We start from the raw sequence: 26,429 nt of genomic DNA on the forward strand, positions 1-26,429 counted from the left end.
AGCATCGCTACGAAATGCGTCGCCCATATGCCGACGCCTTGCGCAATGGCCGCGACCGCCAGCCAATGGCGTCGCCTGTTTTCAACGCAATCGCCGGCGCGCCGGAGCAGGATGAAAAGCGCCGTGCTGCCCAAGGCGCATATCAGAGCCGCGACAAGCACCAACCTGTAGTCGTGCTCATTGACCACGCACTCAATCACGTTGAACATTCCGCCGTTCTCCCGCTTTGAGCAGGATCATCCCCTCCTTTTGTAAAAATCATTTATGCGCTATTGATCAATATTATCCAAAATGGATGTTATTGCTGAGATGGCAGAAATATGATCTCGATTAATGTTTCCGGGAAATCGGCGAGATATTGAAAATCGAACATTCGGCTGCTGTCTGGCTGACATGGTTAAAATCGCTGGAATCAGAAGATTGTCGCCGCCGACAATTGTCAGGGGACACCAGACCTGGCCACACCCCGGGTTGCCGCTCTGATAGCAGTATGGCTTTTCCGGGGGCATTTCGTGGACCATGTCCAGCGCCGGCCTCAGCCCTACCCCTCCGGCAGCAGGAGGCTTGAGTCCCCATAAGAGTAGAAACGATAGCCTTCCCCGATGGCGTGCCTGTAAACGGCCTGCATCCGTTCCCGCCCCATCAGCGCCGAGACCAGCATGAACAGCGTCGATTTGGGCAGATGGAAATTGGTCATCAGGCCATCGATCGCACGAAAGCGATAGCCTGGCTGGATGAAGATGCGCGTTTCGTCGGCGAAGGGACGAATGAGCCCTTCGGCATCGGCGGCGCTTTCCAGCAGGCGCAGGCTGGTGGTGCCGACCGCGATCACGCGCCCGCCCTGCGCGCGCACCGCGTTTAGCCGATCGGCGACATCGGCTTCGATCCGCCCCCATTCGGCATGCATCCGATGATCGTCGGTATCCTCCGCCTTCACCGGCAGGAACGTGCCTGCCCCGACATGCAGGGTCAGCGTCTCGCGCGCTATGCCCGCCCGGTCCAGCGCCTCGATCAGCGCGGGGGTGAAATGCAGCGCCGCCGTGGGCGCGGCGACCGCGCCATCCTGCCGCGCGAACATGGTCTGGTAATCGCTTCGGTCCTGGTCGTCGGTCGGGCGCCTGCTGGCGATATAGGGCGGCAGCGGCATCCGCCCCGCCCGTTCCAGCAGGATTTCGACCGGCTCGTCACCTTCGAACGACAGGGTGACGCCGCCATCCTCGTCACGCCCGCTGGCGATGGCGCTCACGCCCGCGCCAAAGTCGATCCGGTCGCCGGCCCTCACCCGCTTCGCATTGCGCAGGAAAGCCTGCCAGTCGCGCAGCCCCAGTCTTTTGTGCAGCGTCGCGCCGATGCGCGCTTCGCCGCGTTTACCCTCAAGCTGGGCCGGGATGACGCGGGTGTCGTTGAAAACCAGGCAATCGCCCGCGCGCAACAGGTTGGGCAGGTCCGACACGTGATGATCGACCATCGCGCCATCGCCCGGAACGAGCAGCATCCGGGCAGAGTCGCGGGGCGACACCGGCCGCAGCGCGATATTTTCAGGCGGCAGGTCGAAATCGAACAGGTCTACGCGCATGGACGCTCGCCCGCGAAAGGCGGGTTATTCGCCGGGAACGGGCGCAGGCGCGGGTTCGGCGACCGGCGCGGCGACGGGTGCAGGCGCACCGCCATCAGCTTCGATCGCAGCGCGCACGATGGTCGACGGTTCGGCCGGCGGCTCGCCCGGCGCGATCGCGTCAACATATTGCATACCCTCGATCACGCGGCCGAAGATGGTGTATTTCTTGTCGAGCTGCATCCGGGGCAGCAGGACGATGAAGAACTGGCTGTTGGCGCTGTCCTCGCTCTGCGCGCGGGCCATCGACACGGTGCCGCGCAGATGCGGCAGCAGGTTGAACTCCGCCTTCAGGTCGGGAAGTTGCGACCCGCCGGTGCCGTCGCCTTTGGGATCGCCGCCCTGCGCCATGAAGCCGGGGATCACGCGATGAAACTTCAGGCCATTATAAAAGCCCTGACGGGTCAGTTCCTTGATGCGTTCGACATGGTTCGGCGCGACATCGGGGCGCAACTGGATACGGACGCGACCGCCGGTCGACAGGTCAAGGGCCCAGACATTGGCGGGGTCGAGCGGAACGGTCGCAGGCGGCACCTTGGGCGCAGTTTCGGCGTTCAGCGCCTTGGCCGTCTCTTCGGCCTTGGCGGCGGTTTCCGCTTTTTTCAGGTCTTCACCCCTGCCGCCCTGGGCCATGGCCGGGCCGGATGCAGCGAACAAGGCGCAACCGATCGCAATTGCCTGGAACACTGACCTGAAACCCATGAATCGTTCGCCTTTCATTGCCGGGCGGTTTCCGCACGGTTTGCCCTGATAGCGCCTGAATCGCGATTGGCAACTGAACCGCGCCTGACTGGCGGGTTTCAGCCGCCCTTGCGGCCGATCAATTCCACCCGGTCCGTCACCTGTCGGCATATGGTGGGGCTGACGAATTTATGGATCGGCCCGCCATAAAGCGCGATTTCCTTCACCAGCCGCGAAGCAATCGGCTGCAAAGACACATCGGCCATCAGAAACACGGTCTCGACACGGCCGTTTATCTGCTGGTTCATGCCGGCCATCTGATATTCATATTCGAAATCGGCGACAGCGCGCAGGCCGCGCACGATGATGCTCGCGCCCTGCGCCTCGGCAAAATCCATTAGCAGCGAATTGAAGCCGACGACTTCTATGTCCGCGTCGATGCCCGCGCATTCGCGGCGCACCATGTCCAGCCGCTCCTCGTCGGTGAACATCGGCGACTTGCTGATATTGGTGGTGACGCCGATGACCAGCCGGTCGACCAGCTTCGCGCCGCGCCGGATGATGTCCATATGCCCCAATGTGATGGGGTCGAATGTGCCGGGATAAACGCCGATCCGCGCCTTCTCAGTCGCCATGCCCTACCTGTCCCTCTCCACGATGTAATCCGCGATGGCGCGCAGCAGGTCCGCCTGTGCGCCAAAACCGTGCAGATGCGCCTTGGCCTGATCGACCAGCATATGCGCCTGTTCCCGCGCCCGCTCCACGCCCAACAGCGATACGAAGGTTTCCTTGCCAGCCGCCGCGTCCTTGCCCAGCGCCTTGCCGGCGAGCGCCTCATCCCCTTCGACGTCGAGCAGATCGTCGACGATCTGGAACGCCAGACCGATGTCGCGGGCATAGCCGCGCAGACCCGTGCGCCCCTCGTGCGGCACATGGCCCAATATCGCGCCCGCTTCCACGCAGAAGCCGATCAGCGCGCCGGTCTTGAGCTGTTGCAGGCGCGTGACCGTCGGCAGATCGAAACTGGCCTTTTCCGCCTCCAGGTCCATCATCTGCCCACCCGCCATGCCCGCCGGGCCGCTGGCGAGCGCCAGCGCCTTCACCAGTTCGCAGCGGACGAAGGGGTCGCCATGGGTGGCCTCATCGACCAGAATTTCGAAGGCCATGTCGTGCAGGCAATCGCCCGCCAGGATCGCCGTCGCCTCATCAAAGGCGCGGTGGACGGTCGGGCGGCCGCGGCGCATGTCGTCATTGTCCATCGCGGGCAGATCGTCATGCACCAGCGAATAGACATGGATGCATTCGACGGCGACGCCAACGCGCAGGGCCGAATCCTGCGCCACGTTGAACAGGTCGCCGGTCGCGCTCACCAACAGGGGGCGCAACCGCTTGCCGCCGCCGATGGCCGCATGGCGCATCGCTTCATAAAGCGACCGGCGTGGGTCCTGCGGCACCGCAAACAACTGGTCAAACAGATGATCGACCGCTTGCGCGGTCTGGCGCGCCCGATCGGCTAGAAGGCTGTCCTTCATGATTCCGGGGCTTTTCAGTCTGCGCCGAACGGCTGGGCGCCGGTGATTGCGCCGCTCGCATCCACCGTCAGCTTGCTGATCCGCGCTTCGGCATCCTGCAGGCGAGCGACGCACTGCTGCCGCAATTTTTCGCCCTGCGCATAAAGGGTGATCGATTCGTCCAGCGGCACGTCCCCGCTCTCCAGCCGCCGGACAATGCCCTCCAGCGCGCGCAACGCATCTTCGAAAGACAGGGCGCCGGTATCGCCGACGGCGTTTTCAACTAACTCAGCCATGAGCCCAGCATTGGGCGCACAGGCTCATCGGGTCAAGCATGGACAAGGGGTCATTGCGGCTTTGCGCGCCAAATTCGTTAAGGCCCTGTGCAACATCGGTGCAACAAAGATGTAGTTTGGCGTTGACGCGCCATGCTGCAATTGCACATAGGAAGGCCGCTATGAAATATTACCTCTCCCTGATCGCTGTCGCATCGCTGAGCCTTCTCTCTGCCTGCGGCTCCAATGACGAACCCGAAGTCGTGGGCGGCCCTGCCGACCCTATGGCCAAGGAACTGGCTAACGCCGCGCCGGTCGAACTGCCCCCGGCGGTGAAGGACAGCCGATCCTATCGCTGCAAGGACAACAGCCTTCTGTTCGTCGACTTCCTGGCCGACGACAAGACCGCCAACCTGCGCACGGAAAAGGGCGGCGCGCCAACCAAGCTGGTCGCCCCCGAAGCCGGCAAGCCCTTTGTCGCCGAAGGCGGCTATTCGGTCGAAGGCAGCGGCGCGGCCATCACCGCCACCCTGCCGGGCAAGGGCGCGCAGAGCTGCAAGGCCTGATCGACTATCGCAGTTTCCCATGGCGGGGTCGGACTTGGCGGCATGTCCGGCCCCTCTTCTTTTCACTCACAGCCGCGTCTGGCCGCCTTCGCCCACCTCGACAGGATCCTGCCCGAAACGGTTGGGCCCGCGGGTGCCGCCCATGATGAGAAAGACGATCACCAGCGCTTGCCCGATGATCGGGATGATGCTGGCGAGCAGCCACCAGCCGCTGCGGCCGCTGTCGTGCAGCCGCCGCACCGCCACGGCGAGCCACGGGATGAAAACCCCGAGCAGAAACAATTTGACCAGCGGCCCGCCGCGCGTTTCATAACCCGCGCTTGTCCAATATTGCCCGGCCTGCGCCCACCGGCGCGCTGGCGCCAGGCCCAGCGCCGACTCGATGATGCTCAGCGCAATCAGGCACAGCAGCATGAACAGCACGAACATCCAATATTCCTTGGGTCGCGCCCGCCCGTTGAACCTGGCGTAGCGGCGCAGCGGCAACAGCATCCATTGCATGGTCATTCCCTTCGGCCTTCGCCCATGCTTTTACCAGCAACCGCCTCCCAGGCACAGCCAAGGATTGTCTATCCCCGCCGCCGCCGCTAAAGGCGCGGGCATGTCCAGCACCGCATCCCCGATCACGCCCGAAATCGTCGCCGAACACGGGCTGTCCCCGGAAGAATATGATCGCGTTCTGAACGCGCTCGGCCGGGAACCCAATCTGACCGAACTCGGCATATTTTCGGTCATGTGGTCGGAACATTGCTCCTATAAAAGCTCGCGCATTCACCTGAAGAAGCTGCCGACCACCGGCCCCCAGGTCATTTGCGGCCCCGGCGAAAATGCGGGCGTCGTCGACATTGGCGACGGGCAGGCGGCGATCTTCAAGATGGAAAGCCACAACCACCCCAGTTACATCGAACCCTATCAGGGTGCGGCGACGGGCGTGGGCGGCATATTGCGCGACGTGTTCACCATGGGCGCGCGCCCGGTGGCGAACATGAACGCGCTGCGTTTCGGCCGCCCCGATCACCCGAAAATGCGCCACCTGATCAGCGGCGTGGTGCGCGGCATTGGCGGCTATGGCAATTGCGTGGGCGTGCCGACCGTAGGCGGCGAGGTGAATTTCCACCCCGCCTATGACGGCAATATCCTGGTCAACGCGATGACCGTTGGGGTAGCCGACACCGACAAGATTTTCTATTCGGCGGCGAGCGGCGTCGGCAACCCCATCGTCTATGTGGGATCGAAGACCGGCCGCGACGGCATCCACGGCGCGACCATGGCCAGCGCCGATTTCGGCGACGACGCCGACGCCAAACGTCCGACGGTGCAGGTGGGCGATCCCTTCACCGAGAAGCTGCTGATCGAAGCGTGCCTGGAACTGATGGCGTCCGACGCCATCGTCGCCATTCAGGACATGGGCGCGGCGGGCCTCACTTCCTCCAGCGTCGAAATGGCGTCGAAGGGCGGCGTCGGCATCCAGCTCAACATGGACGACGTGCCCCAGCGCGAAACCGGCATGACCGCCTATGAAATGATGCTCTCCGAAAGCCAGGAGCGCATGTTGATGGTCTTGAAGCCCGGCCGCGAAGCCTTTGCCGAAGCGATCTTCCGCAAATGGGAGCTGGACTTCGCCGTCATCGGCCATGTTACCGATACGGGCCGCATGGTGCTGATCCACATGGGCGAAACGGTGTGCGACATCCCGCTTGCGCCGCTGGCCGACGACGCGCCGCTTTATGATCGCCCGGCGATGCCCAAGGAAGACTACAAGGTCTGGTCGGGCGTGAAGCCGCTCGGCGATCTGCCCGACAGCACCGACATCGGCGCCGACCTCATCAAGCTGATGGGTAGCCCCGACATCGCATCGCGCCGCTGGATCTGGGAACAATATGACCACATGGTCGGCGCCGACACGGTGCAGCGCCCCGGCGGCGACGCTGCGGTGGTGCGGGTCCACGGATCGAACAAGGGCATCGCGATCAGCACCGATTGCACGCCGCGCTATTGCTATGCCGACCCCTATGAGGGCGGCAAGCAGGCTATCGCGGAATGCTATCGCAATCTGAGCGCGGTCGGCGCGACGCCGCTCGCCGTCACCAACTGCCTGAACTTCGCCAACCCGCAGCGCCCCGAAATCATGGCGCAGTTGACCGGCTGCCTCGACGGCATGGGCGACGCCTGCCGCGCATTGGACTTCCCCATCGTCAGCGGCAATGTGTCGCTCTACAATGAAAGCAAGGCCACCGGCGGCGGCTCCGCCATCCTGCCGACCCCCGCCATCGGCGGCATCGGCCTGCTGGCTGACGTCGACAAGATGGCGACCGTCGCTTTCAAGGCGGCTGGAGAAGACATCATCCTGATCGGCGGTACAGCCAGCCATCTCGGCCAGTCCATCTGGTTGCGCGAGGTCGCAGGCCAGGAAGCCGGACCGGCCCCGACCGTCGATCTGGCCGCCGAACGGCTGGCGGGCGATTTCGTCCGCGCGCTCGTCGGTGATGGCCTTGCCACGGCGGTCCACGATATTTCCGACGGCGGCCTGCTGGTCACGGTCGCCGAAATGGCGCTGGCCAGCGCCATCGGCGCCACCATCGCGCCCGACTGGTCGAGCGAGGTTCACCTCAACGCCCAGATGTTTGGCGAGGATCAGGGCCGCTATGTCGTCACCGGCGATGCCGCCGCCATTTTGGCCCGGGCGCAGGCCTTGGGCGTCACCGCGGTCCGCATCGGCAGCACCGGCGGCGACGCGGTGACCGTGGGCGATGCCGAACAGAATATCGGCTGGGCCACCCTCGACGACCTGCGCGCCGCGCATGAGGGCTTCTTCCCGGCCTTGATGGACAGCGAACTTTGACGAGAGGGCGCGGCCCCTCCGTCTGGCCTTCGGCCAGCCACCTCCCCATCGCTTTGCGACGGGGAGGATCAAATCCTACCCCGTTCCTCCCTGTGCCGAAGGCATGGGGAGGTGGCAGCCTGAAAGGCTGACGGAGGGGCCAATGGCGCGCGCAACGACACCACGCACCGTCGCCAAGGCCCGCACCCTCCGCCAGAACCTCTCCCTGCCCGAAGCCCTGCTCTGGCGATTGCTCAAAGGGCAACCGCAAGGAATCAAATTCCGTCGCCAACACCCGGTCGGCCCTTATATCCTCGACTTCTACGTTTCCTCTGCAAAGCTTGGCATCGAAATCGACGGCGAAACCCACGATAGAGGCGACCGACCGCACCGAGACGCAACGCGCGACCACTGGCTCGCCGAGCAGAACTTGCGGATCATCCGTATCTCGGCAGCAGATGTCCTCAAAGACCCGACCGCCGTCGCCGATGGCCTGATCGCTCTGGCCCAGGCGGCAAGCGCTGACGCCGAGGGCTATCGCGGTGCGGGCGCCGAAACTGCGAAGCGTCCCTAACAGGTGACACCAGACGCCGTCCGAAGCAGGAGCCACACCCGCACCAGCCATCGTCTTTGATCGACCAACGCCCTTCGTCGGCCACTCTTCCCCACCCGTCGACTTTCGCTTATCCTCCCCGAGCAAAATCACCATGGGTCGCGCCGACAAAGAATGGAGGAGATGCATCCCATGGATGCGATGACGCACCCCTTGCGCGCTGATGCGCGCGACAATGGATTTTTCCTGTTCATGGCCATCGCCATCGCCCTTACGGTGATCGGCGGCTTCGGCTCATTCGCCCTGCGCGGGATGGTGGACGCGCGGGTCGCGCCTTTCTGGGTGCATGTGCACGGTGCGGTGTTCATGGCCTGGACCCTGCTCTATGTGGCGCAGGCGGCGCTCGCCGCGTCCGGTTCGCTGGCGCTGCACCGGCGCATGGGGTGGAGCGCGCTGGGCCTCGCCACGGTGATGGTGCCGCTGGGCGCGGTCACGGCGATGATGGCGGTGGTGCGCGACCGTGTGCCCCCCTTCTTCACACCGGAAATCTTCCTGGCGCTCAGCGCGCTGGAACTGGCCGCCTTCGTCCTGCTGCTGGCGCTCGCCATCCGCGCGCGGCGGCGCAGCGACTGGCACAAGCGGCTGATGCTGTGCGCGATGGTGGCGATCATCGGCCCCGCCTTTGGCCGCCTATTGCCCATGCCGCTGCTGGGGCCGATGGGCGGCCTGGCCGTGCTGATCGGGCAAATGGCCTTCGTGTTGATCGCCATAGCCCATGATGTCGTCACCCGCCGCCGCATCCACCCGGCCTATGGCGTCGGCGCGGCCGTCATCATCGTGGAGGGGCTGGCGGTGCCTTTGCTCGCCGCCTCCGCTCCTTTTGTCGCGCTGGCGGCCACCCTCGCCGGATGATCGTCCGATCATAGGCCCTTAGTCCAATTTATGCCGTCCGCCCCCTCGCAGATAAGGCGCGCACTGTTGCGAGGGAGAGGATGGCCATGATCAAGCCATATGCGATTATCGGTTCGGTTCTGATGCTGGCCGCCTGCTCAGGCGAGCCCAAGGCGACGAACGAAACCGCCAACATGGTGGCGAATGCGGTTGAAAACACCGCAAGCGCGGCCGACAATGCCGCCAACGCCACGCAAGCGGTCGCCAACAGCGCTGCTGCGGAAGCCGCGAACATAGCGGCAGCCGACGCCATGAAGAAGGCCCGGGAGGAAGCCGAAGCCAGGAAAGAGAAGGAAGAGGCCGAGGCCCAAAAGGCGGCTGAAGCCAAGCCCGCGACCATAGCCAAGGTCGACGTCACCCCGCCGCCCGCCTTCGCCCGCTGCGCCATATGCCATGACGCCAGCTCCGCGCGCCAGAACAAGATCGGCCCGGAACTCTATGGCGCCTTTGGCAAGGCCGCCGGCACCCATGCGCCCAGCTACAGCTATTCCGCCGCGCTCAAGGACAGCGGCCTGAAATGGGATGCCGCCACGCTCGACAAATGGCTGGAAAATCCCCGCACCCTGGTGCCGGGCAACCGCATGTCCTTCCCCGGCCTGAAAGACCCCGCCCAGCGTCAGGCGATCATCGACTATCTGAAGGCCCAGTCCTGATCCCTGCGCTGGTCGACGCCTGATTGGCTCTTCGATCAAGAAGAGGCCGTCCCCAACGAGGCGGCCTTTCTTGCTTTGGGCTCATAAGGCTTTGGTTGCATGATGACGCGCCTTGCGCTAAGGGCGCGGGGCAATCGGGCGGTTCTGCCGCCTGATACCCTGACATCTCCATGCAGCCCCATGATCTGGGTTCGGGTGGACGCTGGCCGGCGAGGTTTCGCCCGCCGGCGATTTTGTCGTTTTACGGGTATGCACGGTTTTCCGGGCCTTTTCGGCCCAAATGAGGTGATGATGTTCGATTCGCTAAGCGATCGCCTGGGCGGCGTATTCGACAAGCTGAGGGGGCGCGGCGCGCTGACCGAAGCGGACGTGCGCACCGCCATGCGCGAAGTGCGAATCGCGCTGCTGGAGGCCGACGTCGCCCTGCCCGTGGTGCGCCAGTTCGTCGATCAGGCGACCGAACGGGCGGTCGGCAGCGATGTTCTGCGCTCCGTCACCCCGGGGCAGATGGTCGTCAAGATCGTCTCCGACACGCTCACCGAAATGCTGGGGTCCGAAACGGCGGACCTGATGATCGACGTGACCCCGCCCGCCGTCATCATGATGGTCGGCCTCCAGGGGTCGGGCAAGACGACCAGCACCGCCAAGATCGCCCGCCGCCTCAAGCAGAAGGACCGCAAGAAGGTGCTGATGGCGTCGCTCGACGTGCAGCGCCCGGCCGCGCAGGAACAGCTTGCCGTGCTCGGCACGCAGGCCGATGTCGCGACCCTGCCGATCATCGCCGGGCAGCAGCCGGTCGACATCGCCCGCCGCGCGCTCCAGTCGGCGAAGCTTCAGGGCTTTGACGTCGTCATGCTCGACACCGCCGGCCGCCTGCACGTCGATCAGGCGCTGATGGACGAGATGAAGGCGGTGGCCGACGTCGCCAGCCCCGCCGAAATCCTGCTCGTCGTCGACTCGCTGACCGGGCAGGACGCGGTGAACGTCGCCACCAGCTTCTCGGCGCAGGTGCCGCTGACCGGCGTGGTGCTGACCCGCATGGACGGCGACGCCCGCGGCGGCGCAGCGCTGTCGATGCGCGCGGTCACCGGCCGTCCGATCAAATTCGCGGGCGTCGGCGAAAAGCTGGACGCGATCGAACCCTTCCACCCCGCCCGCGTCGCCCAGCGCATTTTGGGCATGGGCGACGTCGTTTCGCTGGTCGAAAAGGCCGCCGAGAGCATCGACGCCGAGGAAGCCGACAAGCTCGCCAGGAAAATGGCCAAGGGTCAGTTCGACATGAACGACCTGCGCGCGCAATTGAACCAGATGCGCCGCATGGGCGGCCTGGGCGCGCTGGCGGGCATGTTGCCGGGCCTGAAAAAGGCGCAGGCGGCGATGGCCAACAGCGGCGCCAATGACAAGACGCTCGTGCATCTCGACGCGATGATCGGTTCGATGACGCCCAAGGAGCGGGAAAAGCCCGCCCTGATCAACGCCAAGCGCAAGATCCGCATCGCCAAGGGCGCCGGGCGGACGGTGCAGGACGTCAACCGTCTCCTGAAAATGCATCAGGAAATGGAAACGGCGATGAAGAAGATCCGCAAGATGGGCGGCCTCAAGGGGCTGGCCAAGATGTTCACCGGCGGCGGCATGGGCGGCCTTGGTGGGCTGGGCGGTCCCGGCGGTGCTGGCGGTCCCGATCTGGGTGGGCTTGGCGGTTTGGGCGGCATGGGCGGCAACGCCCCCAAATTGCCGCCCGGTTTTGAAAATTTCCTGAAAAAGTAAATCAAGTCAGTATTTTAGAAAGGCAAAGGTTAGTAACATGGCAACTTCCATTCGTCTGTCGCGCGGCGGCTCCAAGAAGCGTCCCTATTATCGCATCGTCGTCGCCGACAGCCGCGCGCCCCGCGACGGCAAGTTCATCGAACGTATCGGCAGTTACAACCCGCTGCTCGCCAAGGGCGATGAAAAGCGCGTCGTTCTGGACACCGAGCGCGCGAAATATTGGGTGGCCGCCGGCGCTCAGCCGACCGACCGCGTCGCCCGCTTCCTCGACGCAGCCGGCGTGAAGGAACGCGCCGCCCGCAACAACCCCAACAAGGCGGAACCCGGCCAGAGGGCCAAGGATCGCGCTGAAGACCGCGCCGCCAAGCTGGCCGAGGCCGAGGAAGCCGCCAAGGCCGCCGCTGAAGCCGCCGCCGCTCCGGCCGAAGAACCGGCTGCCGAAGAAGCCGCGACCGAACAGGCCGAAGGCTGAACCCCTTGACCGACAAGCCCGTCATTCTGGCCGTCATCATCGGCGCGCATGGAGTGTCGGGCGAGGTCCGCCTGAAATTGTTTGGCGAAGGGCCGGACAGCCTGAAGGCGTATAAGGCATTGGACGCCGCCGGGCGGGTGTTGACGCTCAAGTCCATCCGTCCCGGCCCCAATGGCGCGGTGGCGCGCTTTGCCGAAATCGGCGACCGCTCCGCTGCGGAGGCGATGCGCGGCGCGGAAATCACCGTGCCCCGCTGCGCCCTGCCCCCGCTGGCCGAGGGCGAATATTATCATGTCGACCTGATTGGCCTGCCCTGCATGGCGGATGGCGGCGCGCCGCTCGGCAGCATCGTCGCGGTCGAGAATTTCGGCGCGGGCGACATCATCGAAATCGAAGCGCCCGCGATCGAAGGCAAAAAGCCAAAGCGCTTCATGGTGCCGATGCACGCCGTGACGGTCGAACCGGACCGCGCCATCATCGAAGCGGCCTTCGTCGCATGAAGGGCCTGCCCCTCCTTCTTCTCGCGCTTTATCTGCTCGCCATGATGGGCGCGGGCTGGCGGCTGTTCACCATGCCCTGGTCGCGCGGCGTCAAGCTGGCGGCGGCCGCCGCGCTGGTGTGCCCGGCGCCGCTGCTCCTCATCCTTCCAGGCATCATGCAGCGGGGCGAAGGCTTTGCCGACATATTGGTGACGCTGGGCGCCACATTGCTGGCTTGCGGCGCGCTGTGTTTCGGCAGCGGCATGGGCCTCGCCTGGTATCGCGCGCGCCGCCGTTGACCGCGACAGGGGGTTAAAGTATATACACTGCGTATATACGGAGTCCGTCATGAGCGAGGAATTTAAGGCCAGAGTGTTCAAGTCGGGCAATTCGCTGGCGCTTCGCCTCCCCAAGACGCTTGGCATGGCGGAAGGAGACGACATCGTCATCGCCGCCCATGCCGATGGCAGTTTCAGCTTCTGGAAGGAAGATGCGGGACTGGACGTGCTTATGGGCCTCTATGGCGCTTTTTCACCCGGCTTCATGTCCGAGGGACGCGGCGACATCGAACAGGGCGAACGGGACTGGTCCGGGGCTCCGGGCAAGGCCGCCTGAGTGTTTCTGCTCGACACCAATGTCTGCATCGACTTCGCTCTGGCGCGCAGCGATGCGCTGCGGGATCGTGTGCGCGCGTCATACGCGGCGGGACTCAATATCTCAGCGATCACGCTGGCGGAATTGCGCGTCGGCGCGCGCCATCGCGGCACGGTAGCAGAGGACGGGCGCAAGCTGGACATGATGATGCATGTGCTGTCAGTCCGCCCTTTTGACGCCGCTGCTGCGGAAATCTATGGCCGCATGGCGCGCGCCATCGGGGTCAGGCGCAAGAGCTTCGACCGGCTGATCGCCGCCCATGCGCTGTCGCTGGGGTTGACGCTCGTCACGCGCAATGAAGCCGACTTCGCCGATGTGCCGGGGTTGAAGGTCGAGAATTGGGCGGCGTGATGACCAGCATCGTTCTTGTCCTCATCCTGCTGGCATTGGTCCCGGCGACGCTTTCCTGCGTGATCTGGCGGCTTTCCAAGCAGCTATTCAGACCTGCACGAATAATGTTCGCATCGTTCGCCGGTATGATTGTGCCGACAACGATAGGTTATATGATCTTCCAGAGCGAAGGCGGTCATGGCGATCCCGATCCGGAGGCGTTCATGTGGTTCGCAATGGCCGTCGCAGCAGCCGTAACCTTCGCCATTATCCTTTGGCTGGAAACCCGGCAGTTTAGTAAATGACCTTCACCGCCCAGATCCTGACCCTCTATCCCGAAATCTTCCCCGGTCCGCTGGGCCTGTCGCTCGCCGGGCGCGCTCTGGCCGAAGGGACATGGGCGTGCGACCCGATCCACATCCGCGATTTCGCCACCGACCGGCACCGGACAGTCGACGATACGCCCGCGGGCGGCGGCGCGGGCATGGTGTTGAAGGCCGACATTTTGGCCGCAGCGGTCGATCATGCCATGGCGAAGGCCCCCGCCCTGCCCGTCATCGCCATGACGCCGCGCGGCGCGCCGATCACCCAGCGTCGCATCCGGCAGCTTGCGCAAGGGCCGGGCGTCACCCTGCTCTGCGGCCGGTTCGAGGGGTTTGACGAGCGGATTTTCGAGGCCCGCCCCATCGAACAGATCAGCATGGGCGACATCATATTGTCGGGCGGAGAAATGGGCGCGCTGATGCTGCTCGATGCTTGCGTTCGGCTGCTTCCTGGGGTAATGGGCGCGGCTTCAAGCGGGGTCGAGGAATCCTTCGAAAGGGGATTGCTCGAATATCCGCACTATACCCGGCCCGTCGAATGGGAAGGGCGCACGATCCCGCAAGTGTTGCGATCGGGGGATCATGCGAAAATCGCCGCCTGGCGGAAACAAAGGGCGGAGGATGATACACGGCTAAGGCGGCCGGACCTTTGGGAACGCCATATCGGCGTTCGGGACCAGTCGCCCTCTGGCGCGCAACGCGAAACGAAGGACTTGAGTTAAATGAACTTGATCCAGCAGATCGAGGCGGAAAACATCGCCGCCCTGGCCAAGGATATTCCCGAATTCCGCCCCGGCGACACGCTGCGCGTCGGCGTGAAGGTCGTCGAAGGCGACCGCAGCCGCGTCCAGAATTATGAAGGCGTGTGCATCGCCCGCTCCAACAAGGGCATGGGCAGCAACTTCACCGTGCGCAAGATTTCGTTCGGCGAAGGCGTGGAGCGCGTGTTCCCGCTCTATTCGCCCAACATCGACAGCATCACCGTGGTCCGCCGCGGCGTCGTGCGTCGCGCCAAGCTCTACTATCTGCGCGGCCGCACCGGCAAGCGCGCCCGCATCGCCGAGCGCCGCGACAACCGCGAAGGTTGAAAAGCTGGAGGCTGAAGGCGCGGCCAGCGCCTTCTTCACCGCTTCGCAATCCGACATAAAAAATCGGGCGCCGAAAGGCGCCCGATTTCTTTTTGCGTTACGCAGGTTCTCAGATCTTTACCCTCAGGCGAGCGTACCAGAAACCGCCATTGGCGCCGAAAGGCCCGCCGCTGTTGGGATAGACCTGCCCATTCGACAGGCTGTTGGTCAGCACATAGATCGGGTTGGCATCGGTCGCCTTGATCTTGTCCGGATAGGTGTTGAACAGGTTGGTCGCACCCACAGCCAACGTATAATGTTCGGCGATGGTGTAGCTGACCTCTATGTCGGTCGTGAACTTCGAACCGAAGGTTTGACCCGGGAAAGCATCTTCCAGACCAAATGAACCGTAGAAGTTTTCGCGCCCGGTGATCGTGAAGTCGCCGATCGCATAATTGGCGGTGAAGGTCGCGCGATGCTTGGGGATAGTGCCTTCAATATCCTTCTTCTGCGACGCGCTGATGATGGCCGTATCGAACTTTGTAACCTTCGTCTCGTTATAGTTGTAGGCGAGCGTCAGGTTGAGTTTGCCATCGCCAAGGTTGGAGCGGTAGGTGCCGACAAGGTCGATACCGGCCGTGCGCGAGTCATAGGCGCTGGTGGGATATTGCACGTCGCCGCCTTCACCCACTGCCAGCAGGGCCGGCTGAGCGGCGATATCCGCTGCAGTGACATTATAGGTCTGCGACGTTCCGATGCGATCCTTGATCTTGATCCAGTAGCCGTCCAGTGTGACGGTCAGTGACGGCATCGGAGTGAAGACGAAGCCAAGACCATAGTTGGTCGATTTTTCCGGCTTTAACGCCGTTGCGCCATAATATTGCGCGATCGGATTGGATACCGGATAAGTGCCGGTCTGCACCTGAAGACCGTTGGTGAAAGCGGTCGTCAGAATCTGCACGTTGCTCTGCCCCGGCGAAGGAGCGTGATAGCCCGTGCCGACCGTGCCGCGGACGGAGAAGGTCGGCGCGACTTTCCACAGCGCGTTTACCTTGCCAACCGTGGTTCCGCCAAAGGTGTTATAATCTTCATAGCGGCCGGCCACACCAACCGAGAAGGTGTCGGTCAGGTCGGCTTCCACGCTGAGGTAACCGGCAATATTATGCTGCGAATAGCTGGCCGCTGCGTCCGGACTGGTGCCGCCGTAGCCGCTCGCGCCAACGGGCATGGTGACCGTGGAGTCAGGCGCGAACACGCCCGGCGCGGTTTCGACATACAGAGCCTGACTGTAATAGGGCCCAATGCCATAGGATTGCGGATCGCCCTCGGTCGCCGTGTAGGTTTCCTTGCGATATTCGGCGCCGAACGCGATCGTTACCGGACTCGATAGCCCGGCGTCGAGCGAGTAGACGAAATCGGCATTCAGATTGGTTTCCTTCTGAATGAGCGATCCGAACTTGAACGATGTCTGCGAATCCGGCCCATAGGACGGGCTGATCGAGTCGAACATCGACAGGGTGAGCGCGTTGCGGCTGAGCGACCCCGATACGTCGAACGTCAGATTTTCGAGCAGGTCGCCCTTGATGCCCGCCACGCCGAACGCCTGATCCTTCACACCGACGAATTGCGGCGTGAAACCGGCGGGATAGAGGCTGGAGAAGGAATAGGTGTTGCTATCCTTGACGAAACCGCCTGCGGGGCAGGTGGCGTTGCCAGCCGGGCAGGGCGTCAGATAGATCGGATGGGCAAAGGCGCTATTGCGCGTCTGGTTGCGCACGACGCCAGCGGTGTCCGTCGCAGCGAAGGTTTCCACGGGACGGTAGTTGAAGCTTTGGGTAATCTTCGAATGCGCGAAATTGCCGAACGCGTAAATCTTGGTCGCGTCGGTCACGTCATAGCTGGCGTTGACGGTGGCCTTCCAGCCCTCGGACGGCGAATTGCCGAAGATCTGCACGGGCTTGGGATAATTGGGAAGTTGCGAGGCCAGTTCCGGGTGCGCTTGCGCAAACAGCACGGCGTTGGGACGCGTCGCGTTGCGGATCGTGCCGTCATCCTTGTTATATTCGCCCGCGAACGAGATGAAGCCGCGGTCGCCGAGCTTGAAGCCGGCATAGCCCGCAATCTGCCGCGCCTTGCCGTCGCCGCCGCCATCATAGAACTGGCCGTAGCGGGTGCTCAACTCTACGCCTTCATCCTCACGCAGCGTATAGTTCAACACGCCGGCAATCGCGTCGGTGCCATATTGCGCGGTCGCGCCTTCGCGCAGAATCTGGAGGTTGCCAAAGGCGATGGTGGGCAGGACCGCAAGGTCGGCGCCTTGCGACAGATTGTTGGTCGGATCGCCCGCCGCGACCTGGACCAGCGCGGAACGGTTGAGGCGCTTGCCGTTGATCATCACCAGCGTCATGTCGCCCGCCAGGCCGCGAATGGACGGCGAGCGGACGAAGGTCGAAGCGTCGGAAATCGCATTTTGCGGGACGTTGAAGCTGGGCACGATGTTCTTGAGAACTTCAAGCATATCCGCCGCCGGCTGGGTCTTCAGCTCCTGCGCACCGATCACGTCGATTGGCGAGGCAGAGTCAGTAACGGACCTGTCGGTTCGGCGCGTACCCAACACCACGATCGTAGCTCCGGCATCGTCTTCCGCCGCCAGTTCCGGCGCGGCGGGCGTTTGAGAGAAGGCCGGCGCCGTCATGGCGGCAAGAGCGGTAGTCGCTAGCAGCGCCTTGGTCAGCCCACGAGCAAATAATTGGTCGATCATCAATAGCCCCCTACATTAGTGTATGGGCCTTCCATCCATCCCCGCCATATTTAGATTTATTGCTGACATGTGAAACGGACCGCGCAGCTCAACCCGCCAACGATACGCTGTCGGGTGCTGCATGTTTTCTTTAACTGTAACATAAATGATACAGGTCGGTCGACTTTCAGCGAATGCGGTCGAACGACTTCGCATGGAGATTGAAAAGGCGAGGAGGTTGTGCAGCACAGGGCCAATGCCCCTCTCCCACCGCCTCGCCACACTGCAGGACGAACCCGTCCTGCGCGACCTGATGACCAGCGCCATCGACCAGTTGCAGGCCGATTTCCTCACGCCCGATCAGATCGCGGCCAGCCATGGCTTCATGGGTCTCGACAGCCGGTTGATCGCGGATGGCACCTATTTTGTCGTGGAGTCGAACGGCGCCGTCGCCGGCTGCGGCGGATGGAGCCGCCGGGCGACGCCCTATGGCGGCGATCACAGCGCCGGGCGCGACGACCGGTTGCTCGATCCCGCGACGGAGGCCGCCAAGGTGCGCGCCATGTACACCCACCCCGATCATGTGCGCAAAGGGGTCGGCCGCCTGATCCTGAGCCTGTGCGAGGTCGCGGCGCGGGCGGAGGGCTTCACCGCGCTGGAACTGTCCGGCACGATGGCGGGCATTCCCCTCTATCGCAGCTTCGGCTTTGAAGGGGTGCGCCCGATGGAGGACAGCGGCGTCCCCATGCTGTTGATGCGCAAGGCCATCGCCTGACCGCCGCGCCGCTTCAGCCCGCGCGGCTGGTGAACCACAGGCCCGCCAGGCTGAGCGCGGCGGCGACGGACATATAAAGGCCGACAAGCGCCACCCCCTGCACCGCCGACAGCCATGTGGCGGCGATGGGCGCCAGCGCACCGCCGATGATGCCGCCGAGATTGAACGAGAAGGACGCGCCGGTATAGCGCAACTGCGTCGGGAACAGCGCAGGCAGATAGGCGCCCAGCGGCCCATAGACAAAGCCCATCAGGAACAGCGCGACGCTGAGGATCAGGAAAATGGGCAGCAGCGCACCCGTGCCCATGGCCAGCCCGAACACCATGCCCATGGGAATAGTGCCGATGCAGCCCCATACCAGAACGCGGGTCGGCGTGGTGCGGTCGGCCCACCATCCCGCCAGCACGATGCCGCCCGCCATGAACAGGATCGCGCCCAGTTGCAGGCCCAGGAAAATCTCCCGGTCGATCTTCAGCGTCTTGGTGCCATAGCCCAGCGCAAAGGCGGTCGCGATGTAGAAGACCGCGAAACAGGCGACCACGGCAAAGGTGCCGGCGATGGCCGCGCCCAGATGATGGGCGAACAGCGTGGCCAGCGGCACCGCGGGCGGCGGCGCTTCGGCCTGCGCGGCGGAAAACTCTGGCGTTTCTGTCAGCTTCAGGCGAATCCACAGGCCCAATATCACCAGCAGCGCGCTGGCAAGGAAAGGTATGCGCCAGCCCCAGGCCAGAAACTCCGCATCGCTCAGCACCGCGCCCAGCAACAGGAACATGCCGTTCGCCGCGATGAAGCCCACCGGCGCGCCCAGTTGCGGGAACATGCCGAACCGCGCGCGCCAGCCCGGTGGCGCGTTTTCCACCGCCAGCAAGGCCGCCCCGCCCCATTCGCCGCCCAGGCCCAGACCCTGCCCGAAGCGGAGCACGCACAATATGAAGGGCGCCCACCAGCCGATGGACTGATAGGTCGGCAGGAAAGCGATGGCCAGCGTCGATCCGCCCATCAGCATCAGCGACGTGACCAAGGTCGCCTTGCGCCCGATGCGGTCGCCATAATGGCCAAACACGGCCGCGCCCAAGGGCCGTGCGAAAAAGGCGAGCGCCAGGCTGCCATAGGCGGCGAGCAACTGGGCGGACGGCGAACTGGCGGGAAAAAAGAGCGGCCCGAACACCAGGCTGGCGGCGGTGGCGTAGATATAGAAGTCGTAAAATTCGACCGCCGTGCCGATCAGGCTGGCGGCAAGCACCCGCTTGTGCAGCCACATCGCGCCCATGCCGCCTGTCATATCCTTTGTCCCTGCCCCCTTCATCGTCATGCCCTTCTTTTCTGGTTCAGCAGTTCATAGGCCATGACTGCGGTCGCGACCGCCGCGTTCAGGCTGTCGGCCTTGCCCATCATCGGCATCTTGACCAGCAGGTCGCATTGCGCCTCATAATCGGCGGGTAGCCCCTGCGCTTCGTTGCCGACCAGCAGGAAGGCGGGGCTGGCATAAGCGGGTTCCTGATAATCATGGGTCGCCTTCAGGCTGGTGCCGATCAACTGCCCCGGCCCGGCGCGCAGCCAGTTGATAAAGTCTTCCCAGCGCGCCTGGGTGATCGACTGGGTGAACAGCGCCCCCATGCTGGCGCGCACCGATTCGACCGAGAAGGGATCGACGCAATCGTCGACCAGGATCAGGCCGCCCGCCCCGACAGCATCGCCGGTCCGCAATATCGTGCCCAGATTGCCGGGGTCGCGCAGCGACTGCGCGACGATCCAGATGTCGGCGCCGGCCCGGTCGATCCGCTCAAGCGGCGTAACCCGGTCGCGATAGACGCCGACCACCGCCTGCGCATTGTCCTTGCCCGAAATCTTCGACAATATGTCGGGCGTGGTCAGGATGACGTCGCAGTCCGCCGCCTCCATCGCCGCGATCAATTGCTGCGCCAGCGGGTGCGTCGACCCGGCGTGGAACAGCATTTCGGGCAAGATGCCCTCCTCGCGCGCTTCGGTCAGGATGCGTAATCCTTCGGCCAGGAACAACCCTTCGGCCTTGCGGAACTTCTTTTCGCGCAGGGATCGGACCCGCTTGATCAGCGGGTTTGAAAATCCTGTGATTTCGCGCGCCACGCCCTGTCCCTTGCCGGTTCGAAAGGCGCGCTTTAGCGAGCCGGCGAAGGGATGAGAAGCGTCAGCTGAAATTCACCATGCAATAAAGCATGGCGAGCGACAGCAGCGTGTTGGTGCGGCTGGCCATCATGGCGACGCTGGCCGCCTTCGCCTTGGCCGCATCGTCCGCCGCCACGATGCCCAGGGCCTTTTTCTGGTTCGGCCAGATCACGAACCACACATTGGCCGCCATGATCAGGGCCAGCCACATGCCGATGCCGATCAGCAGATAGGGCGCCTGCAGCATCAGCGCCTGATGCACATAACCAGCCAGCCAGGCCACGACCAGACCGGTGACAACGGTGAGCAACGCCGCCCAGCGGAAGAAAAACAGCGCCGCTGGCGCGATATGCTTCGACACGCCCGGCTTCAGTTCCGCAGGGATTTTCGGCATTGTGGGAATCTGAACAAAGTTGAAATAATAGAGAAGCCCGATCCAGGTGATGCCGAAGAACAGGTGCAGCCACCGGAAAACGCCGTTGGCGTCCACCATGCCCGGATGGGCGGCAAACATAACCACCAGCGCAAGGGCCAGCCCCGCCGCAAGCACAAGATGCAGATTGCCGAAAAATTTCGCCATGACCCTGACCTCTCCCCAAAAAGGTTCCCCGGACGCTGCGGCGAGCGCTTCATCCTGATCGAACAGTCTAGGCTAACGCCAGGTTGCTGTCACATGGATAATTCCGATGGGGCAATGAAAAATTCCTCATTTTTCGTATCGCCTCATCCTTGCTAGGGGCGCGCAACCTTCCGGTCGCGCCATCCGTTGTGCGACCATCCACCCATGAAACCGAGGAGTTTCTTCATGGCCTTCGTTCTGCCTGCCCTGCCCTATGCCAAGGACGCTTTCGGCGACATCCTGTCGTCCGAAACCTTCGACTATCACCATGGCAAGCATCATAATGCCTATGTCGTGAAAGCCAACGAACTGGTCGCCGCCGATCCGACCCTGCAAGGCAAGTCGCTGGTCGAACTCATCAAGACCGCCAAGGGCGGCCTGTTCAACCAGGTTGGCCAGATCTGGAACCACAGCTTCTACTGGCTATGCCTGTCGCCCGAAAAGAAGGCGCCCTCGGGCAAGCTGCTCGACCTCATCAACGAAGGCTTCGGTTCGCTCGACGCGCTGGTCGACAAGCTGAAGGCCGAAGCCGTCGGCCACTTCGCCAGCGGCTGGGCCGCGCTGATCCTGAAGGACGGCAAGCTGGCCGTGACATCCTATCACGATGCCGATTGCCCCGTCGCCCATGGCGACACGCCGCTGCTGATCCTCGACGTGTGGGAACATGCCTATTATATCGACTATCGCAACCTGCGCCCCAACTATGCTGAAAAGCTGCTGAAGGAAGCGATCGACTGGGATTTCGTCGCGCTGAACCTGGATGGCGAAGGCGCCTCCCGCGCCGATCAGCCCGCCTGATCCACGCCATGATGACCGGTCGGGGCCATGCTCCGGCCGGTATATCCGGAAAACAGTATCGAAAACGGACTGGTCGCAACCATCTCTTAATCATGCCCCGCCATGGTTCCATACAGAGCAGACGGGGCAAGTGATGGACATTGCGGAACTGAGGCGGCAGCATGATGAAATCTCGCTGATCGCTGCGCAGCTGGGTGAAGCGGTCAGCGATGAAAGCGCGCCTCGTCAGGTTGCGCGCCTGCGCTGGCAACTGGCCCGCCTGTTGATGACCCACCTCGCGCTCGAAGACAGGCTGCTTTATCCGGCGACCGTGCATTCGTCCGACGATGATACGCGCAAGACGGCCGCCGCGCTGCAACAGGAAATGGGCGATCTGGCCGCGCGGTTTTCCAGCTATATGACCGCCTGGTCGGATGATCGCATCCTGCGCGAATGGTCCGCCTTTTGCACACAGACGCGCGCGATGCTGACCGCGCTCGCCGACCGGGTCGACAGCGAAAATCGCATACTCTATCCGCTGCTCATCAGGGCCGCCGCTGACAACCCGCGCCGCAAGGCTTCATAACCGCTCAACCGGCGACAGCTTCATCCTCTATCGCCAGTTCCCGCGCCAGTTCATCCAGATCAGCGCCCGGCCGCACCAACAGCCATTCCCGGCTGGCGGCTCCGTTGACCACCGTCACCGCGCCCTTGGGACAGATGCCCAGGCACGACACCTCGACGATCCCCGCCGCCGCCTTGCGCCCCTTGCCCAGCGACAGATGGCGACGCAACGCCTTGGCCAGCTTCTGCTTGCCGTCCGGGCCGAAACCGCCATCCAGCTTCTTGGAACATTTGCGGCAGACAAGGATCGCATGATCCCAGTTGGAGGCGATATGCGTCTTCAACCTGCGGGCCTCGACGGCTTCCACGTTCGCCGCTCCTCTGCCGCGCGCAGCACTTCATAGGCAGCCTGGATCGCCTGAAAGCGCACGGCGGCATCGGCATCGCCGGGCTTCACGTCGGGATGATATTCCTTGGCCAGCCGCCGCCAGCTTTTCTTCACAGCCTCAAAATCGGCATCGGCTTCCAGCTCCAGGGCTTTGAGCGCATGAAGCTCCTCCCGCGACCGGCTGCCATCGCCCGGCCCGCCCCAGCCATGATAGGCGCTGGACTGGAACCCGCTGGCGTCGCGCCGTTCATCATGTTCGCGGCGCTCGCGCTCTTCCTTGTCCAGCCCCTGAAAATAATCCCAGTTCCGGTTATATTCGGCGGCATGGTCGGAACAGAAATACCATCGTTCCGGGCTGTTGGGCGATTTGGGCGCGGGGCAATCGCCCGGCCTGTCGCAGCCATGGCGATCGCACAGGCGCACCGCCTGCGCCTCACGCGAAGACCCATAGCCCCGCCAGCGCGGAAAGCCCCAGTCATTTGATCGGCTGTTGCGTGCCATCCAACCTACCTAGGGAAGCTTCGCCCCGAATGCCAGCGGCGCGGCAAGCCATCAGTTCGGCATCATGAAACGGATACTATGCCGGCTACCGCTGCACGCCAGCCCGCCCGCAGGCCGGTAGCTGGGTTCGAAACGGGAACGCGACACCATCTTCGTGGCATTTCCGCTGAAAATCATGGGCGGATAGGCTGCGATCGCGCGGACATTAAGCGCGCTGCCCTGGCTGGACACATCATATTGCATCCGCGCCCACCCTTCGATGCCAGCCATCACCATGTCCATCGGATAGTCGCTGCTGGATCCGCCAAAGGATTTCATTTTGGGCGCCGCATCCACGATGGAACATTGCTGTTCGGTGAGCCCTGAGGCCAGATAATCCGCCCGAGCGCCGGCCATATCCTTGTCCGCGACCTTGGCCGCCGCCCGGCGAATGAGCGCCGCTGTCCGCAAGGGATGGTCCTGCGGCAAGCGGCTGTCGCCCAGAACCGCCTCCAGCGCCGCCTGGCTACGCTGGCTGCGACGCCGGGTCGCGCGGTCATAGTTGATCAGCATCGCCAGTCCCTGCGCCGTCGCATCGTTGGCATAGCGGGCTGGATCGAGGTCGACCCGGTAATCGCTCCTCAGGATCAGCCAGTCACTCCACAGGCGCGCCTGTGGCGGCGCGCCCGCTTCCTCCAGCAGATCCTTGAGCGCCGCGCCATAGGCCAAGGCCTGCGCTCCGGTGACCAGCGGATTTTCCAGAAGGTCCGACAGCGCCGCCGCCTGCGAAAGCTTCGAACTGCCCGCCGTCGCGCGAAGCCGGTCCAGCTCCGCGACCAACAAGGCCCGCCGCTGTATTTCCGAAGCGGCCTCGACCTCGAAACGCCTGCCACCCCTCTGCTCCACCCATTCGAAAAATGCCGTCCGCGCGCCATCGGCCAGCGATGGTCCGCCCTCGCTGACCGAACAACGCACTTCGAGCCGGGTCACCATCCGGAACAGCGCCGGGATCTCTGCGACTTCCTCCGGTCGCCACGACCATTGCTGCACGGCACGCGCAAAAATCAACGGCATGGCGCCCTGTCGCGAGCCATAGATCGGGCGCGAATAGCTGATGCCGCCATCGTCTCTGATGCCAAACTCCACGACCGCCACGTCATCCGGGCGAATCCCTTCCTCGCCGCACAGGGGCAAGGGCATGTCCGCGCCAAGCGTGAAATCCTGTTTGGGCAGCCGGCCGGCACCGGTATAAATCAGATATTGGCGCGCCTTGTCCCGGTGCCCTGCCAATAGCGCGGCGATTGACGCGTTGGATCGCGCCACCAGATCGCGATAGTCGACCTTCCGGGTCAACCCGCCCTCTGCCGCGACATAGGCGGCAAACGCCGTCTCCGCCTCCGCAAACCGCCCGAGATTAAGCAGAACATCCCCGCGAGCCGCGCCGACCATCGCCACAAGCGCCTTGTCCTTGGGAAAATGGCTTGCAACCAGAGCGACCGCCTGGTCGACATCAGCCAGCGCCTTCTGGCCATCGACGAAGCGGCCCGCCTGGGCTGCGCGAATCAGCGCGCCCAACCGCTCCAACGGATCTGTCTGTATGGCAAGAGCCCGGTAAAAATAGGCTCGCGCAGCCTCATAATCGAGATGGTGCATCTCCAGATCGCCCAGCGCGCGCAGGGCCTGACCCCGGTCAATTTCCAGGCTCTGATCATCCTCGGGCAGTTCCGCTATAGCTCTTTCCAACAGCGGGCGCGCCTCGTTCCAGCGCGACAATTCGGTCAGAGCAACACCCTGCCGCAGGCGAATGATGGCCAGGCTGCGTGGGTTCTTCACCCGTTTGACCAGCGCCTCCAGCATGGCCAGAGCCTTTTGATGATCGCCGACATTGGTGGCGGCGGCAGCCGCGTCGAACATTTGCTGGACAGTCTGCGTTGCGGGGACAGCAGGCTCCTGCGCATAGGCGGCCATCGACATCAATGGCGCGCAGAGCATCGCGGCCTTTGCGAAGCGCATCACTATTTCCCCTGAAATCTGCAATCTTTCAACGCTTATCGAGCGTGCAACATGTTTGCCAGAGGGCCTGTAAGCCGGGTTTTGTCCACCATGTCGCCATGGATGGGCGACCATTCCTCTAGAGGCCGGATTGCTCCGGCCCTCAAGCAACCAACCCGGGCGGTCTCGGCCGAAACAAGCCTAGCAGCCTTTCGACTGCGCGCCGCCCCTATTCGGTCTTGCTCCCGGTGGGGTTTACCGTGCCGCCGCCCGTTGCCGGGGGCGCGGTGCGCTCTTACCGCACCCTTTCAATTTCGCTGGGCCGAAACCTTAGCGACCTGCTTTCTGTTGCACTGTCCCTTGGATCACTCCAGCCGGCGGTTAGCCGGCACCGTCATTTCGTGGAGCCCGGACTTTCCTCGCCGTGGAAGTTACCCGCCACGCCGCGGCCGCCCGGCCCTCTGGCGACACGCCCCTTAACGCAGTCCGCCAGCGCCGTCACCCGGTTATTCGTCACCCATGGGCTTGGGCAGCAACAGCGCCAGCAATATTGCCCGGCATTCGCCGTCGATGATGCCGTCGATCATTTCCGGGCGGAACCGGCGCTGGAAAGCGATCACCGCCGCCTGCGGGTCGGTGATGTCGTAACCGAATCGTTCCAGCGCCAGCATGAAGCCGCCATCAGTCCAGTGCGGATCCATCAAATTCTTCGTCGGTCGCGGCAGCGCCAGCCGCAGTCGGGCCAGTTGCCCCCAGGGAAACAGCTCGCCCGGATCCTGCTTGCGCGCGGGCGCAACATCGCTGTGCCCGACGATATTCCCGCGCGTAATCCGGTGGCGTTGAACAATGTCATGGATCAGGGGGATGAGCGCGCCCATCTGCGTGGCAGGGAATGGGCGATACCCCCATTCATGCCCCGGATTGACGATTTCGATGCCGATACTGGCCGAATTCACATCGTCTATGCCCCGCCAATATGCCCTGCCGGCGTGCCAGGCGCGCTTGGTCTCGTCGACCATGCGCACCACCTGGCCATCCTCGGTCACGACATAATGGGCCGAAACCCTGGCTTCGGGGTTGGCGAGCCAGTTGATGGCGCTCGCGGCGTCCGGCATCCCGGTATAATGAAGCACCAGCATCGAGACGGGCAGGCTGCGCTCGTCAAAATTGGGGGAAGGCGTCTCTATCATCGCGTGCACCGGGCGCTGGGCCACATGTCCCCTGATATGAC

The 26,429-nt window shown here is 63.7% G+C and carries 32 protein-coding genes and 1 other RNA gene; 18 read left to right on the plus strand and 15 right to left on the minus strand.

Annotated features, from left to right (window positions below):
- Positions 1–14 precede the first annotated feature (14 nt).
- On the plus strand, positions 15–230 hold the full coding sequence (locus tag GGR44_RS16990) for a hypothetical protein (protein ID WP_246344648.1): 216 nt from the start codon (positions 15–17) through the stop codon (positions 228–230).
- Positions 231–541: 311 nt separating this feature from the next.
- Here the strand turns inward: GGR44_RS16990 and queA are convergent, their stop codons facing one another.
- The 5 genes from queA to GGR44_RS13220 all read right to left on the minus strand — a co-directional run bounded on the left by queA (position 542) and on the right by GGR44_RS13220 (position 4,103).
- On the minus strand, positions 542–1,576 hold the full coding sequence (gene queA, locus GGR44_RS13200) for a tRNA preQ1(34) S-adenosylmethionine ribosyltransferase-isomerase QueA (protein WP_183956008.1): 1,035 nt from the start codon (positions 1,574–1,576) through the stop codon (positions 542–544).
- Positions 1,577–1,600: 24 nt separating this feature from the next.
- The gene (locus tag GGR44_RS13205) at positions 1,601–2,317 is read right to left on the minus strand and encodes a peptidylprolyl isomerase (RefSeq protein WP_183956009.1); all 717 of its coding nucleotides are present in this window, start codon (positions 2,315–2,317) and stop codon (positions 1,601–1,603) included.
- A gap of 98 nt (positions 2,318–2,415) precedes the next feature.
- Positions 2,416–2,931: a pantetheine-phosphate adenylyltransferase gene (coaD, locus tag GGR44_RS13210; protein ID WP_183956010.1), complete on the minus strand. Its 516-nt coding sequence runs from the start codon at positions 2,929–2,931 to the stop codon at positions 2,416–2,418.
- A 3-nt stretch (positions 2,932–2,934) separates the two neighbouring features.
- Positions 2,935–3,828: a polyprenyl synthetase family protein gene (locus GGR44_RS13215; RefSeq protein WP_183956011.1), complete on the minus strand. Its 894-nt coding sequence runs from the start codon at positions 3,826–3,828 to the stop codon at positions 2,935–2,937.
- 14 nt (positions 3,829–3,842) lie between these two features.
- Positions 3,843–4,103, minus strand: coding sequence for an exodeoxyribonuclease VII small subunit (locus GGR44_RS13220; RefSeq protein WP_183956012.1), 261 nt, complete (start codon positions 4,101–4,103; stop codon positions 3,843–3,845).
- A 161-nt stretch (positions 4,104–4,264) separates the two neighbouring features.
- Here GGR44_RS13220 and GGR44_RS13225 point away from each other — a divergent pair, with 161 nt between their 5' ends.
- Positions 4,265–4,648, plus strand: a complete 384-nt coding sequence (locus GGR44_RS13225) for a hypothetical protein (protein WP_183956013.1) — start codon at positions 4,265–4,267, stop codon at positions 4,646–4,648.
- A gap of 66 nt (positions 4,649–4,714) precedes the next feature.
- Here the strand turns inward: GGR44_RS13225 and GGR44_RS13230 are convergent, their stop codons facing one another.
- The gene (locus GGR44_RS13230) at positions 4,715–5,155 is read right to left on the minus strand and encodes a DUF805 domain-containing protein (RefSeq protein WP_343052340.1); all 441 of its coding nucleotides are present in this window, start codon (positions 5,153–5,155) and stop codon (positions 4,715–4,717) included.
- A gap of 94 nt (positions 5,156–5,249) precedes the next feature.
- Here GGR44_RS13230 and purL point away from each other — a divergent pair, with 94 nt between their 5' ends.
- The 13 genes from purL (at position 5,250) to rplS (ending at position 14,739) form a co-directional block, all read left to right on the plus strand.
- A complete protein-coding gene (purL, locus tag GGR44_RS13235; protein WP_183956014.1) occupies positions 5,250–7,490 on the plus strand; it encodes a phosphoribosylformylglycinamidine synthase subunit PurL in 2,241 nt (746 codons plus the stop codon).
- Between the two features lie 142 nt (positions 7,491–7,632).
- The gene (locus tag GGR44_RS13240) at positions 7,633–8,043 is read left to right on the plus strand and encodes an endonuclease domain-containing protein (protein ID WP_183956015.1); all 411 of its coding nucleotides are present in this window, start codon (positions 7,633–7,635) and stop codon (positions 8,041–8,043) included.
- Positions 8,044–8,214: 171 nt separating this feature from the next.
- The gene (locus GGR44_RS13245) at positions 8,215–8,934 is read left to right on the plus strand and encodes a hypothetical protein (RefSeq protein WP_246344649.1); all 720 of its coding nucleotides are present in this window, start codon (positions 8,215–8,217) and stop codon (positions 8,932–8,934) included.
- Between the two features lie 86 nt (positions 8,935–9,020).
- Positions 9,021–9,626 carry a c-type cytochrome gene (locus tag GGR44_RS13250; protein ID WP_221214372.1) on the plus strand — a complete coding sequence of 202 codons (606 nt, stop codon included), beginning with the start codon at positions 9,021–9,023 and terminating at the stop codon, positions 9,624–9,626.
- A 288-nt stretch (positions 9,627–9,914) separates the two neighbouring features.
- The gene (ffh, locus tag GGR44_RS13255; protein WP_183956017.1) at positions 9,915–11,393 is read left to right on the plus strand and encodes a signal recognition particle protein; all 1,479 of its coding nucleotides are present in this window, start codon (positions 9,915–9,917) and stop codon (positions 11,391–11,393) included.
- A 37-nt stretch (positions 11,394–11,430) separates the two neighbouring features.
- Positions 11,431–11,865 (plus strand): 30S ribosomal protein S16, encoded by a 435-nt coding sequence (gene rpsP, locus GGR44_RS13260; RefSeq protein WP_183956018.1) that lies wholly within the window; start codon positions 11,431–11,433, stop codon positions 11,863–11,865.
- A 5-nt stretch (positions 11,866–11,870) separates the two neighbouring features.
- The gene (gene rimM, locus GGR44_RS13265) at positions 11,871–12,365 is read left to right on the plus strand and encodes a ribosome maturation factor RimM (protein WP_183956019.1); all 495 of its coding nucleotides are present in this window, start codon (positions 11,871–11,873) and stop codon (positions 12,363–12,365) included.
- A complete protein-coding gene (locus GGR44_RS13270; RefSeq protein ID WP_246344650.1) occupies positions 12,362–12,643 on the plus strand; it encodes a hypothetical protein in 282 nt (93 codons plus the stop codon). Before rimM ends, GGR44_RS13270 begins: the two co-directional genes overlap by 4 nt.
- A 49-nt stretch (positions 12,644–12,692) precedes the next feature.
- A complete protein-coding gene (locus GGR44_RS13275; protein ID WP_183956020.1) occupies positions 12,693–12,959 on the plus strand; it encodes an AbrB/MazE/SpoVT family DNA-binding domain-containing protein in 267 nt (88 codons plus the stop codon).
- The gene (locus GGR44_RS13280) at positions 12,960–13,349 is read left to right on the plus strand and encodes a PIN domain-containing protein (protein ID WP_183956021.1); all 390 of its coding nucleotides are present in this window, start codon (positions 12,960–12,962) and stop codon (positions 13,347–13,349) included.
- Positions 13,349–13,633, plus strand: coding sequence for a hypothetical protein (locus GGR44_RS13285; protein ID WP_183956022.1), 285 nt, complete (start codon positions 13,349–13,351; stop codon positions 13,631–13,633). The genes GGR44_RS13280 and GGR44_RS13285 overlap by 1 nt, the downstream gene beginning before the upstream one ends.
- The gene (trmD, locus tag GGR44_RS13290) at positions 13,630–14,373 is read left to right on the plus strand and encodes a tRNA (guanosine(37)-N1)-methyltransferase TrmD (RefSeq protein ID WP_183956023.1); all 744 of its coding nucleotides are present in this window, start codon (positions 13,630–13,632) and stop codon (positions 14,371–14,373) included. Before GGR44_RS13285 ends, trmD begins: the two co-directional genes overlap by 4 nt.
- Entirely contained in the window at positions 14,374–14,739 is a 366-nt protein-coding gene (gene rplS, locus GGR44_RS13295) for a 50S ribosomal protein L19 (RefSeq protein ID WP_183956024.1), read from the plus strand.
- A gap of 109 nt (positions 14,740–14,848) precedes the next feature.
- On the opposite strand, the gene GGR44_RS13300 is transcribed toward rplS, so the two are convergent.
- Positions 14,849–17,479, minus strand: a complete 2,631-nt coding sequence (locus GGR44_RS13300; protein WP_183956025.1) for a TonB-dependent receptor plug domain-containing protein — start codon at positions 17,477–17,479, stop codon at positions 14,849–14,851.
- A 235-nt stretch (positions 17,480–17,714) separates the two neighbouring features.
- Between GGR44_RS13300 and GGR44_RS13305 the strand changes: the two genes are divergently transcribed.
- Positions 17,715–18,233 carry a GNAT family N-acetyltransferase gene (locus tag GGR44_RS13305; protein WP_183956026.1) on the plus strand — a complete coding sequence of 173 codons (519 nt, stop codon included), beginning with the start codon at positions 17,715–17,717 and terminating at the stop codon, positions 18,231–18,233.
- A gap of 13 nt (positions 18,234–18,246) precedes the next feature.
- On the opposite strand, the gene GGR44_RS13310 is transcribed toward GGR44_RS13305, so the two are convergent.
- The 3 genes from GGR44_RS13310 to GGR44_RS13320 all read right to left on the minus strand — a co-directional run bounded on the left by GGR44_RS13310 (position 18,247) and on the right by GGR44_RS13320 (position 20,958).
- Positions 18,247–19,515: an MFS transporter gene (locus GGR44_RS13310; protein WP_246344651.1), complete on the minus strand. Its 1,269-nt coding sequence runs from the start codon at positions 19,513–19,515 to the stop codon at positions 18,247–18,249.
- A 26-nt stretch (positions 19,516–19,541) separates the two neighbouring features.
- Positions 19,542–20,339, minus strand: a complete 798-nt coding sequence (locus GGR44_RS13315) for a TrmH family RNA methyltransferase (RefSeq protein WP_183956027.1) — start codon at positions 20,337–20,339, stop codon at positions 19,542–19,544.
- A gap of 61 nt (positions 20,340–20,400) precedes the next feature.
- On the minus strand, positions 20,401–20,958 hold the full coding sequence (locus GGR44_RS13320; protein WP_183956028.1) for a urate hydroxylase PuuD: 558 nt from the start codon (positions 20,956–20,958) through the stop codon (positions 20,401–20,403).
- Positions 20,959–21,183: 225 nt separating this feature from the next.
- On the opposite strand from GGR44_RS13320, the gene GGR44_RS13325 reads away from it, so the two are divergent.
- Together GGR44_RS13325 and GGR44_RS13330 are read left to right on the plus strand one after the other, a co-directional pair.
- Positions 21,184–21,795 (plus strand): superoxide dismutase, encoded by a 612-nt coding sequence (locus GGR44_RS13325; RefSeq protein ID WP_183956029.1) that lies wholly within the window; start codon positions 21,184–21,186, stop codon positions 21,793–21,795.
- Positions 21,796–21,928: 133 nt separating this feature from the next.
- Positions 21,929–22,360: a hemerythrin domain-containing protein gene (locus tag GGR44_RS13330; protein ID WP_183956121.1), complete on the plus strand. Its 432-nt coding sequence runs from the start codon at positions 21,929–21,931 to the stop codon at positions 22,358–22,360.
- A gap of 4 nt (positions 22,361–22,364) precedes the next feature.
- Here GGR44_RS13330 and GGR44_RS13335 read toward each other — a convergent pair whose 3' ends face one another.
- From GGR44_RS13335 to GGR44_RS13355, 5 genes are all read right to left on the minus strand, one after another.
- Positions 22,365–22,682, minus strand: coding sequence for a (2Fe-2S) ferredoxin domain-containing protein (locus GGR44_RS13335; RefSeq protein WP_183956122.1), 318 nt, complete (start codon positions 22,680–22,682; stop codon positions 22,365–22,367).
- Positions 22,679–23,227 (minus strand): J domain-containing protein, encoded by a 549-nt coding sequence (locus GGR44_RS13340; RefSeq protein ID WP_183956030.1) that lies wholly within the window; start codon positions 23,225–23,227, stop codon positions 22,679–22,681. The genes GGR44_RS13335 and GGR44_RS13340 overlap by 4 nt, the downstream gene beginning before the upstream one ends.
- Before the next feature lie 51 nt (positions 23,228–23,278).
- On the minus strand, positions 23,279–25,219 hold the full coding sequence (locus tag GGR44_RS13345; protein ID WP_246344676.1) for an energy transducer TonB: 1,941 nt from the start codon (positions 25,217–25,219) through the stop codon (positions 23,279–23,281).
- 54 nt (positions 25,220–25,273) lie between these two features.
- Positions 25,274–25,663, minus strand: an RNA gene (gene rnpB / locus GGR44_RS13350) — RNase P RNA component class A.
- 41 nt (positions 25,664–25,704) lie between these two features.
- Positions 25,705–26,388 carry an N-acetylmuramoyl-L-alanine amidase gene (locus GGR44_RS13355; RefSeq protein WP_183956123.1) on the minus strand — a complete coding sequence of 228 codons (684 nt, stop codon included), beginning with the start codon at positions 26,386–26,388 and terminating at the stop codon, positions 25,705–25,707.
- Between the last annotated feature and the right edge of the window lie 41 nt (positions 26,389–26,429).

This window comes from Sphingobium fontiphilum (assembly GCF_014196635.1).
GTDB classification, from domain to species: Bacteria; Pseudomonadota; Alphaproteobacteria; order Sphingomonadales; family Sphingomonadaceae; genus Sphingobium; species Sphingobium fontiphilum.

What these genes read in the sequence shown, in the direction of transcription:
- GGR44_RS13270 (WP_246344650.1), top strand. Translation starts at nt 12,362, where the DNA reads ATGAAGGGCCTGCCCCTCCTTCTTCTCGCGCTTTATCTGCTCGCCATG.
- trmD (WP_183956023.1), top strand. Translation starts at nt 13,630, where the DNA reads ATGACCTTCACCGCCCAGATCCTGACCCTCTATCCCGAAATCTTCCCC.
- coaD (WP_183956010.1), bottom strand. Translation starts at nt 2,931, where the DNA reads ATGGCGACTGAGAAGGCGCGGATCGGCGTTTATCCCGGCACATTCGAC.
- GGR44_RS13275 (WP_183956020.1), top strand. Translation starts at nt 12,693, where the DNA reads ATGAGCGAGGAATTTAAGGCCAGAGTGTTCAAGTCGGGCAATTCGCTG.
- GGR44_RS13305 (WP_183956026.1), top strand. Translation starts at nt 17,715, where the DNA reads ATGCCCCTCTCCCACCGCCTCGCCACACTGCAGGACGAACCCGTCCTG.
- GGR44_RS13320 (WP_183956028.1), bottom strand. Translation starts at nt 20,958, where the DNA reads ATGGCGAAATTTTTCGGCAATCTGCATCTTGTGCTTGCGGCGGGGCTG.
- GGR44_RS13285 (WP_183956022.1), top strand. Translation starts at nt 13,349, where the DNA reads ATGACCAGCATCGTTCTTGTCCTCATCCTGCTGGCATTGGTCCCGGCG.
- purL (WP_183956014.1), top strand. Translation starts at nt 5,250, where the DNA reads ATGTCCAGCACCGCATCCCCGATCACGCCCGAAATCGTCGCCGAACAC.
- queA (WP_183956008.1), bottom strand. Translation starts at nt 1,576, where the DNA reads ATGCGCGTAGACCTGTTCGATTTCGACCTGCCGCCTGAAAATATCGCG.
- GGR44_RS13355 (WP_183956123.1), bottom strand. Translation starts at nt 26,388, where the DNA reads ATGATAGAGACGCCTTCCCCCAATTTTGACGAGCGCAGCCTGCCCGTC.
- GGR44_RS13230 (WP_343052340.1), bottom strand. Translation starts at nt 5,155, where the DNA reads ATGACCATGCAATGGATGCTGTTGCCGCTGCGCCGCTACGCCAGGTTC.
- GGR44_RS13300 (WP_183956025.1), bottom strand. Translation starts at nt 17,479, where the DNA reads ATGATCGACCAATTATTTGCTCGTGGGCTGACCAAGGCGCTGCTAGCG.
- GGR44_RS13345 (WP_246344676.1), bottom strand. Translation starts at nt 25,219, where the DNA reads ATGCGCTTCGCAAAGGCCGCGATGCTCTGCGCGCCATTGATGTCGATG.
- ffh (WP_183956017.1), top strand. Translation starts at nt 9,915, where the DNA reads ATGATGTTCGATTCGCTAAGCGATCGCCTGGGCGGCGTATTCGACAAG.
- GGR44_RS13205 (WP_183956009.1), bottom strand. Translation starts at nt 2,317, where the DNA reads ATGGGTTTCAGGTCAGTGTTCCAGGCAATTGCGATCGGTTGCGCCTTG.
- GGR44_RS13340 (WP_183956030.1), bottom strand. Translation starts at nt 23,227, where the DNA reads ATGGCACGCAACAGCCGATCAAATGACTGGGGCTTTCCGCGCTGGCGG.
- GGR44_RS13215 (WP_183956011.1), bottom strand. Translation starts at nt 3,828, where the DNA reads ATGAAGGACAGCCTTCTAGCCGATCGGGCGCGCCAGACCGCGCAAGCG.
- rplS (WP_183956024.1), top strand. Translation starts at nt 14,374, where the DNA reads ATGAACTTGATCCAGCAGATCGAGGCGGAAAACATCGCCGCCCTGGCC.
- GGR44_RS13310 (WP_246344651.1), bottom strand. Translation starts at nt 19,515, where the DNA reads ATGACAGGCGGCATGGGCGCGATGTGGCTGCACAAGCGGGTGCTTGCC.
- GGR44_RS16990 (WP_246344648.1), top strand. Translation starts at nt 15, where the DNA reads ATGCGTCGCCCATATGCCGACGCCTTGCGCAATGGCCGCGACCGCCAG.
- GGR44_RS13325 (WP_183956029.1), top strand. Translation starts at nt 21,184, where the DNA reads ATGGCCTTCGTTCTGCCTGCCCTGCCCTATGCCAAGGACGCTTTCGGC.
- GGR44_RS13245 (WP_246344649.1), top strand. Translation starts at nt 8,215, where the DNA reads ATGGATGCGATGACGCACCCCTTGCGCGCTGATGCGCGCGACAATGGA.
- GGR44_RS13225 (WP_183956013.1), top strand. Translation starts at nt 4,265, where the DNA reads ATGAAATATTACCTCTCCCTGATCGCTGTCGCATCGCTGAGCCTTCTC.
- GGR44_RS13220 (WP_183956012.1), bottom strand. Translation starts at nt 4,103, where the DNA reads ATGGCTGAGTTAGTTGAAAACGCCGTCGGCGATACCGGCGCCCTGTCT.
- GGR44_RS13250 (WP_221214372.1), top strand. Translation starts at nt 9,021, where the DNA reads ATGATCAAGCCATATGCGATTATCGGTTCGGTTCTGATGCTGGCCGCC.
- rpsP (WP_183956018.1), top strand. Translation starts at nt 11,431, where the DNA reads ATGGCAACTTCCATTCGTCTGTCGCGCGGCGGCTCCAAGAAGCGTCCC.
- GGR44_RS13330 (WP_183956121.1), top strand. Translation starts at nt 21,929, where the DNA reads ATGGACATTGCGGAACTGAGGCGGCAGCATGATGAAATCTCGCTGATC.
- GGR44_RS13240 (WP_183956015.1), top strand. Translation starts at nt 7,633, where the DNA reads ATGGCGCGCGCAACGACACCACGCACCGTCGCCAAGGCCCGCACCCTC.